Raw genomic sequence first — 7711 nt, forward strand, 5'->3', positions numbered from 1 at the left:
GCGCAGACTTTTACGTCGTCGCGCAGAACGACGGACCGTGAACGGTCATCTGCATCGTTCAGCGCGAGGGCCTCGACCCCCGCGGAATGCACATTGAGGCGGGAGATAAGCGCAGATGAGCAATGCACATATCCCATCGCGACAGCACTGACACTAATTTTCCGCAGGGGGCGATCGTCCCGGCAACAGGTACCGCAGGAAGGAGACCGACGAAATCAAGCAACGGCTTCGTCCGGCAGAGTCAGGACCACAAGAATCTCCTCATCTGGCAGGAGAAACGACTGCTCCGACACCTCGTGGCGATCGGCGCCCCTGAAATCGAACCAGGCGTCGGCTGGCATTTTGCGAGGAAAATTCTGCTCGGCCGCGCCCTGCAGTAGCATTTCGGCGGTGAAGGTCTGCGGATCGAGCATCTGCACCGGCATCCACCAAGGGTGGATCATTCGCGCTCTTTCGAACCAGCGCCGCTGCATCGCCTTGTTGTAGCAGGCGATGACCATCGCGAATCTGTTCGACAAGGTCATCTTTAAGAGCGTCGCGGTTTGGCTCGCACAAAACTCGTCTGAGAGTTGCCGGGCGGCGGCGAGTGTCGGCTTCTTGATTTTTTGAAGTCGCGGTGTGAGCAAATAGTCCGGCAGGATTAGATCAGAAGCAAATGAATCGGCCTGCCTCTCCGGATTGATCGCCGAACTCGCATAATTACCTATATCATGCTTGTCGCAAAACAGCACGCGGCCGCGATGGTGGTGCCAATGCCCAAGCTCGTGCGCGAGTGAAAAACGTCGGCGGCGTTCGGGGCTGCGGCTGTTGACGGAGATCACCGCCTTTCGCTTCGAGCCAATGATGCGTGCCTCGCAGCCGTTGAGCGGCCGATAGTTGACGGCTGCCCCTTGTGTCCATGCGATGGCTTCAAGATCGATGTCCTTCGGATCAGCGATGCCGAGCGATTGCAGCAAACTTTCTGCTCGCGTCATTCTTTCGGCGCCTCGGGATCCTCAGCCTCTAGCGCCTCGAGCTGCGCGAGATCATCGAGGGCGCCGTCTTCGTCGTCGGAAGACAGATGTTTGCCTTTGCGCGCAGCCATCGTCATGCTCTGGCCGTCGCCGCCAGAACGCATCCGATCGAATTTACTGCGTAGCGCCGCTCGATCCGAGAAACGGGTCGTCGTGGGCTTGCTGTGGAAGTCGGCAACCGCCTGTTTGGCCCGTTCCAGACGCAACCGCCCCGCCATCTTTTTGGCTTCCTGCGCCAAAGCTTCCATCTCGGCAGCGACCTTCGTGGGATCCAGACCGAGCAGAGCCAGTTCCTCGTCGATTTCATCATCAGAGGCCGCGAGAATGGATTCATCGATCGCGTCGCTCAAGTCCCGAAGTTCGTCGACCGATTTGCGCTTGCTGCTCATAACGGCCATCCTTTCGGATATTTCTTGGCCACTGCGCGTCTGATCCGTTTCATAATGTAGTCGTACCCTGCCTGGGTGATGCCCAGCTCGTCGCGCAGCGACCTGCCCTTTTTGCCATCAACGATCGCCATGATCGTCAACTGCGCCTCGTCGTCCCCCTCAAGCAGCTTGTAGACTTCATCGACCACATCCGCGGCCTCCTTCTCGAGAATTGTCTGTTCGGGATCGAGCTGGTCAGCGGCGATCTGCAGTTCGACGACGACACCGGAGCTGTCGGTTCTGCTGAAGGGAACCTGGCGTGACAGAGCCTTGCGTCGATGCGAGGCAATGCTCCGCATCGACTGCGCGAGGAAGGCAATAAACGACACCTCGACCGGGCAGCGCCTTTCACCAAGAATCACCTGGCAAATTGCCTCCTGATAGAGCGTCCCAGGGCCAAAATCCGTGCCGTCGCGCCATCTTTCCTCGATCAGGCGAAGCTTCCTGCGTTCGGCCGCCGGGAGCGAGTCGAGCTTTCCCAGCACCTCCTCAGCGACGAGGTGCCCGTTTTCCGGCTGACCAACGTTGCCGGTGAGAGGAGCGCTCGCTTCATTCATGGCCTGACCGCCACCCTATGCCGACGTGCTGCTCGTTTTCGGACAAAAGAATTTCGTCTCAATTGAAAAAGAATTGAGTCCGAAACATGCGCCCTGCCCGGCATTCCCGAACAGATGCCCGGAAAGCCGACTCATTCAGCTCCGAGCCAAGCCGAGAATATTCGAAAAAGGCAGGAAAGACGATGAATTACCTCGATCCGAAGCTCCAGGCACGCCAGACCCAGATTGTGGAAGTCCTCGAACTGGTCTGCCAGTCGCTAGAGCTCACCGACGCGCAGTTCTCCCTCGCCCGGCAGCGCTATGAAGGCGTGGGCGCCTGCCTTGCCGGCTCCGACGATCCGGTGCTGCGCGCCATCGCGATCTACCTTCAGGGTTCGACAGCGCTGCGCACGACCGTGCGCCCGGTCGGCGTCAACGAGCATGATGTCGACCTGGTGGCTCATGTGTCCGATCTCGACGTTGCGATCTCGCCGGCGGCACTCAAGAAGGCCATCGGCGATTGTTTGCGCGCCAATGGCAACTATGCGCCCCTGCTTGAAGAGATGCCGCGGTGCTGGCGCCTCAGCTACGCCAACGAATTCCACATGGACATCACCCCCTCGATTCCTAACCCTGGCTGCCGGTCAGGTGGCGAACTGGTTCCAGACAAGACGCTGAGGGCGTGGAAGCCCTCGAATCCGAAGGGCTACAGGCGCCTGTTCGAGGAGCGCGCCAAACTGGTCCCTATGATCCGGCTCCGTAAGCGCATAGCCAAAGACAGCACCCATGCCAACATCGAGCCCTATCCGGAAGCCGGGGGCTTCAAGGGTATTCTGCGGCGCACGGTCCAGATCTCCAAGCGCCATCGCGATATCGTGTTTGTCGATGAGCCCGATCTGGCGCCGCTGTCAGTGATCATTACCACGCTCGCGGCACGCAGCTATGAATGGTGCGTGCGCAATCATGAGTATGACAACGAGTTGGAACTTGTGCTTGATGTCATCGATCACATGCCCGACACGATCGAGGCCATCCCAATGGATGGGCGAATTCAGTGGTTCATCTGGAACGAGACCACCGCTGGCGAGAATTTCGCCGAAAAGTGGAACCGCCATCCGGAGCGCGCCGAGAGCTTCTATCACTGGCATCGCGCGTTCCGCGCGGATCTGGCGCAACTGGTGGCCGTCAGCGGCCTCGATCGGCTCAGTGAAGCGCTCAAGGGGTTGTTCGGGTCCCGTCCGGCAACTGCGGCCATGGACTCGCTGACCGATCGCGTTACTGCGGCTCGCAGTGGCGGCAATCTGTTCCTCGCCCCCAAGGTCGGCCTGATCGTTGGCGCATTGCCGGCGTCGACCGCAGTACGGGCCAACACGTTCTACGGGAGCAACGGCTAAATCATGTTGATCGGACGACGTAAGCCTCTGACAGCGGCGCAGCAATTCATCAATCTGCGCAGCAATCCTGTCAGCCAAGGAACTGGCCGGCTCCGCGGAGGGGTGATCACTTGGCGTTACAGCGCGTCGCCCTCGCCACTGAGCCGGGCTTACGGCATCCGGATCGACTTCAAGCAAGGAGGCGTGCCACGGATTTTTGTCGAGGCCCCAGACCTGCACGTCCTCGCTGGCGAACGCCGCATCCCCCACCTTTATCAACAGACGCCGCCGAGGCTCTGTCTCTATCTGCCTCGCATCTTTGAATGGCAGTCGTGGATGCGGCTCGACCTGACGATCGTGCCTTGGACCGCCCTGTGGCTCTTCTACTTCGAGGAGTGGCTAGTCTCCGACGACTGGAAGGGTGGCGGCATGCACCCCGGCGACAACGACAATGAGGAGGCCGTATGAGTGCGCCCTTGCCAGAACCCACAAGCGGAGATCGGTTCTACCGTATCTTGTCGCTCGATGGCGGGGGGATACGCGGCGTCTTTCCTGCCGCCTTCCTGGCGCGTCTGGAAGAGCATCTCGACCATCCGATCGGGCGATATTTCGATCTCATCGCCGGCACCTCGACCGGCGGCATCATCGCGATCGGGCTCGGCCTCGGTCTGTCGGCGCGCGACATCCTGGGGCTCTATGTTAAGCAAGGTCCGGCAATCTTCGGCCAAGAACACGGCTCGATCGAAAATTGGATTCGCCAGAAACTGCGCGGCTTGGCGCATCTCGTTGTCACCAAGCATTCCTCGGCGCCCCTACAACGCGCCCTAGAAGACGTTCTGGGTCATCGCAAGCTGGGCGAAAGTCGCACGCGGCTTGTCATCCCCGCCTGGCATCCCGTCTTGGAACGCGTCTACATTTACAAGACCGCACATCACCCCAGGCTCGAGACGGATTACAGACAGACCGCCATCGACGCTGCGATGGCGACGGCCGCCGCTCCAACGTTCTTGAAGCCGCATATGACGGAATCGGCGGTCGAGCTTATCGATGGCGGGGTCTGGGCCAACAATCCGATCGGAGTCGCCGCGATCGAGGCGACCGGGATGCTCGGCTGGCCGGGGGACAGACTCAAGATCTTGTCGGTCGGCACAATTTCCGAACCCGGCAGGCTTCCCCTGCTCAGAGGTAAATTGCCGATGGCCGCTTCGGTTGCCCGCCTCTTCATGGCGGGTCAAGCGCATAGCGCGCTCGGCACCGCGAAGATTATCACCGGCGACGTCCACGAGCGCAAAGCGATCTGGCGCATCGACCAGATCGCGCCAGAGGGGCGCTATACCCTGGACAATGCCTCTCGCATTTCCGAGATGCGTGACCGTGCTTTTGCCGAGGCGCGTGAACAGCTACCGGAACTCAGACGTCACTTCTTTAGTGGCCCGGCCGCTGAATTCGTGCCGTGCCACTCCCTGTCCACCTGAAGCGTTTCAAAACTCTTCGCCGTTGCGGCAAAAATGAGGATAGCCTTCCCTGAAGGCAAAAACCGTTCCGGTTAGACCGGGACGGTTGTTGAAGCATTGTCAGTCACGACATTGATGACCGGCTGCAGTTCTACCGCGTCGGACGTGAGGTGAATGCTGCTGCAATAAACAAGCAGCCTCGACAACGCTTCGCTCATAGAGCCGATCAAGCTGCTTTGAGCCATGCTCCAATTAACTGCACGCGGACGAACGTCTATTAGAGAATTGCGAAACGCCCCCTAATATGCCAATTTGGGGGCGGGGGATGGGCAAATGTTTCGCCAACGGTTGCTTCTATTTTCAGCAACGCTCTCAATATCGGGCTGCGCGGCTGACTATCTCAACAACTACGACACGATGACGTTGGGGTCAGGGGACGCCAACAACACCAACAGTCTCTTGCAGACGGTTGATCCGTTCAACCCGAACAGCAACAACACACACATTGAAGGCGACGGTGCCCGGTCCGTCGCGATCGTGGCGCGGTATCGCAACGGCTCTGGATCTCGTGGCGGTGATTTGGATTGCGCCGGCGGCAAAGGGAACAATCCCGTCGTTCAAGGTCCGGTGGCGGTTAGCGGGTCTGACCCGAACCGGCTTGACGGGGATCACGACGGTATCGGCTGCGAAAAGTGACGGCCAGTGGAGTCATCTCGGTACGACAATCGATCTAAACAGTGGCGGAATAGGTCCAGCGCCAGGCGCTCACGCGCTCGCCGATGGGCGAGCGTACCGCGAGGCCTGATTTTCGTGACGGTCGCGGCGGTCGCCGCTCTGGTCACGCAGTTTGTCATGCACAAGAGCGCACCGCTGCCGGAAATTAACCTGCAAAACCTCATCACGCCGAAGCCAATGGAGCCGATTACCGGCGTCGCGTCGGTCATCGACGGCGACACGATCGAGATCCACGGCCAGCGTGTCCGCTTCAACGGCATCGACGCGCCGGAGAGCCGCCAGTATTGCGACGACGCCAAGGGCTTCGAATATCCGTGCGGCCGGCGATCGGCGGAAGCGCTGGACGGATTCCTGGCCGCCTCGAGGCCGGTCCAATGCACGTTCGTGACCTGGGATCAGTATCACCGCTTCGTCGGCGACTGCCGGCGCGCCGACGGCGCCAGTGTGGCCGCTTGGATGGTCGAGCAGGGCCAGGCGCTTGATTGGCCGCGCTACAGCCATGGCGCCTACGCATCGCAGCAGGCGAAGGCCAAGGCAGCGAAGTTGGGCATGTGGGTGGGCAACTTCGAAGCGCCGTGGGATTGGCGCGCCTCGCACGCCGACGGCGCAGCGCCGTCGAGCCAGCCGCTCAGGATCATCAGCCGTCGGCAGGTCGCGCAAAGCAGCTATTCGTGCGAGCCGCGCCGCTACTGTTCGCAAGTCAGCTCGTGCGAAGAAGCGAGGTGGTATCTGGCCAATTGCTCATGGGGCGGCAAGTTGGACCGCGACAAGGACGGCATTCCATGCGAGGGGCTTTGCTAGGTCATGTCCATAGGCACTCTATCTGTCGACTACGTCTGGAACCAAAAGCGCATCCCGGTAGCTTGGCGAAAGACCGGCAAAGGTGAGAAATTGCTCGTCAGACTTCCGTACGCAACAAACAACCGCGCCTGGCTCGGGGCGCTTGGGCGCGTAAGGCCAACCTGGGATCAGAGACAGAACCATTGGAAACTGCCAAAAGCGTGGTTCAACGGCTTCGTCGAGAGGTCGCTATCCCACTTCGGAAAGGTCTACATAATTCAGCCCTATCGAGAGCAAGAGAAGTGCTCTCCAGCATGCCAGAATGCGGTTGGGCACGAGTGCGAATGTTCGTGCATGGGCGAGCATCACGGTGCAGGCAATGATGGAAGCTGGTTCGAGGTGTCCGACACCTTTGCCACCCGTTGGGGAAGCGAGGAAATCGCGTGTCGCCTGCTAACCTCCCGCAGTCGATAACCACTTCGCGCCCTCGACTCGGATGGTCGGTGGAGCCGAGACGATCTCTGAAAAGATTGCTACCGGTCGGCGCACGGTTTGCCAAAATCTTGCGGTTACACTGCCTCATCACTATGTGCAGCTGCGGCGGGTCGGGTGACACCAAGGTCCCTATTTCCACTTTTGCCCCTCTGTCCTGGGCAACCAGGTACGGGCTACATAGTGCAGGAACCAAGGGCTGACAGAGATAGTCGGAGGCGACCCGCTCCGATATCCCTTGCGCCAGTCCCGTTATCTTCAACCCGGCCGCAGCCACACGCCCACGCGGCAATCCCCGCCAGCCGGTGCGCCAAGCCCGGTCCTGGCGCACGGTTGATGTCGATCGACGGGAGGTGCTTCCGGTAGAGGTTCGGCTGATGGGGCTGCACGCCATTGTCCGGATCCGGGTCGATGCTTCTATCGCTCAATCTTAGGGCTGAGGCGCAACCCAGACAGTTCGAGAGGCTTCCAGGAATACCAGACAACTTCGACGCCCCGGTCGGCGGTGCTTCTAGACGCAAAGACCGCCCCGGTTAGACCGGGACGGTAATCGATTTATGATAAAATTGGTTGCGGGGACAGGATTTGAACCTGTGACCTTCAGGTTATGAGCCTGACGAGCTACCGGGCTGCTCCACCCCGCGTCACCACGAGCAAGCGTTTGCTTGCGACCACGAGCAAGCGTTTGCTTGCGTACTACTTGCAAGCGTTTGCTTGCGAGTTTAGAGGTAAGTTTTCGCTTACCGGATTCAATGGGTTCGCCAAATGAAAGGGCCGCTTGCGCGGCCCGGGCTCCCGTTTGGCGGGCCTTATATCGTAGAGAGAAGACTGGTCTCCATCCATCCGGGATCTTTTTGATCCGGATTTGAGGTGAACGTGCGCTTTGCAGACCTGGCAGCG

8 protein-coding genes and 1 tRNA gene are annotated in these 7711 nt (G+C 60.0%); 5 read left to right on the plus strand and 4 right to left on the minus strand.

Going from position 1 to position 7711, the window contains the following annotated elements; genetic code table 11:
• Window positions 1–215 precede the first annotated feature (215 nt).
• The 3 genes from LCM4577_RS24020 to LCM4577_RS24030 are packed head-to-tail and all read right to left on the minus strand — an operon-like array spanning window position 216 to window position 1998.
• On the minus strand, window positions 216–974 hold the full coding sequence (locus LCM4577_RS24020) for an ImmA/IrrE family metallo-endopeptidase (RefSeq protein ID WP_071073812.1): 759 nt from the start codon (window positions 972–974) through the stop codon (window positions 216–218).
• Entirely contained in the window at window positions 971–1402 is a 432-nt protein-coding gene (locus LCM4577_RS24025; protein WP_071073814.1) for a hypothetical protein, read from the minus strand. The genes LCM4577_RS24020 and LCM4577_RS24025 overlap by 4 nt, the downstream gene beginning before the upstream one ends.
• Complete coding sequence (locus LCM4577_RS24030; RefSeq protein ID WP_071073816.1) at window positions 1399–1998, minus strand: sigma-70 family RNA polymerase sigma factor; 600 nt, start codon at window positions 1996–1998, stop codon at window positions 1399–1401. Before LCM4577_RS24030 ends, LCM4577_RS24025 begins: the two co-directional genes overlap by 4 nt.
• Before the next feature lie 182 nt (window positions 1999–2180).
• Here LCM4577_RS24030 and LCM4577_RS24035 point away from each other — a divergent pair, with 182 nt between their 5' ends.
• The 5 genes from LCM4577_RS24035 (at window position 2181) to LCM4577_RS24055 (ending at window position 6340) form a co-directional block, all read left to right on the plus strand.
• Window positions 2181–3371, plus strand: a complete 1191-nt coding sequence (locus LCM4577_RS24035; RefSeq protein WP_071073818.1) for a nucleotidyltransferase — start codon at window positions 2181–2183, stop codon at window positions 3369–3371.
• Window positions 3372–3374: 3 nt separating this feature from the next.
• The gene (locus LCM4577_RS24040) at window positions 3375–3818 is read left to right on the plus strand and encodes a hypothetical protein (RefSeq protein WP_083354831.1); all 444 of its coding nucleotides are present in this window, start codon (window positions 3375–3377) and stop codon (window positions 3816–3818) included.
• Window positions 3815–4825, plus strand: coding sequence for a CBASS cGAMP-activated phospholipase (locus LCM4577_RS24045; protein ID WP_071073820.1), 1011 nt, complete (start codon window positions 3815–3817; stop codon window positions 4823–4825). The genes LCM4577_RS24040 and LCM4577_RS24045 overlap by 4 nt, the downstream gene beginning before the upstream one ends.
• A gap of 312 nt (window positions 4826–5137) precedes the next feature.
• On the plus strand, window positions 5138–5500 hold the full coding sequence (locus LCM4577_RS24050; protein ID WP_083354834.1) for an excalibur calcium-binding domain-containing protein: 363 nt from the start codon (window positions 5138–5140) through the stop codon (window positions 5498–5500).
• Window positions 5501–5614: 114 nt separating this feature from the next.
• The gene (locus LCM4577_RS24055; protein ID WP_244508417.1) at window positions 5615–6340 is read left to right on the plus strand and encodes a thermonuclease family protein; all 726 of its coding nucleotides are present in this window, start codon (window positions 5615–5617) and stop codon (window positions 6338–6340) included.
• Window positions 6341–7378: 1038 nt separating this feature from the next.
• Here LCM4577_RS24055 and LCM4577_RS24060 read toward each other — a convergent pair.
• Window positions 7379–7455: transfer RNA gene (locus LCM4577_RS24060), tRNA-Met, on the minus strand.
• Window positions 7456–7711 lie beyond the last annotated feature (256 nt).

Source organism: Mesorhizobium sp. LCM 4577 (assembly GCF_001854795.2).
Lineage (GTDB): Bacteria > Pseudomonadota > Alphaproteobacteria > Rhizobiales > Rhizobiaceae > Mesorhizobium > Mesorhizobium plurifarium.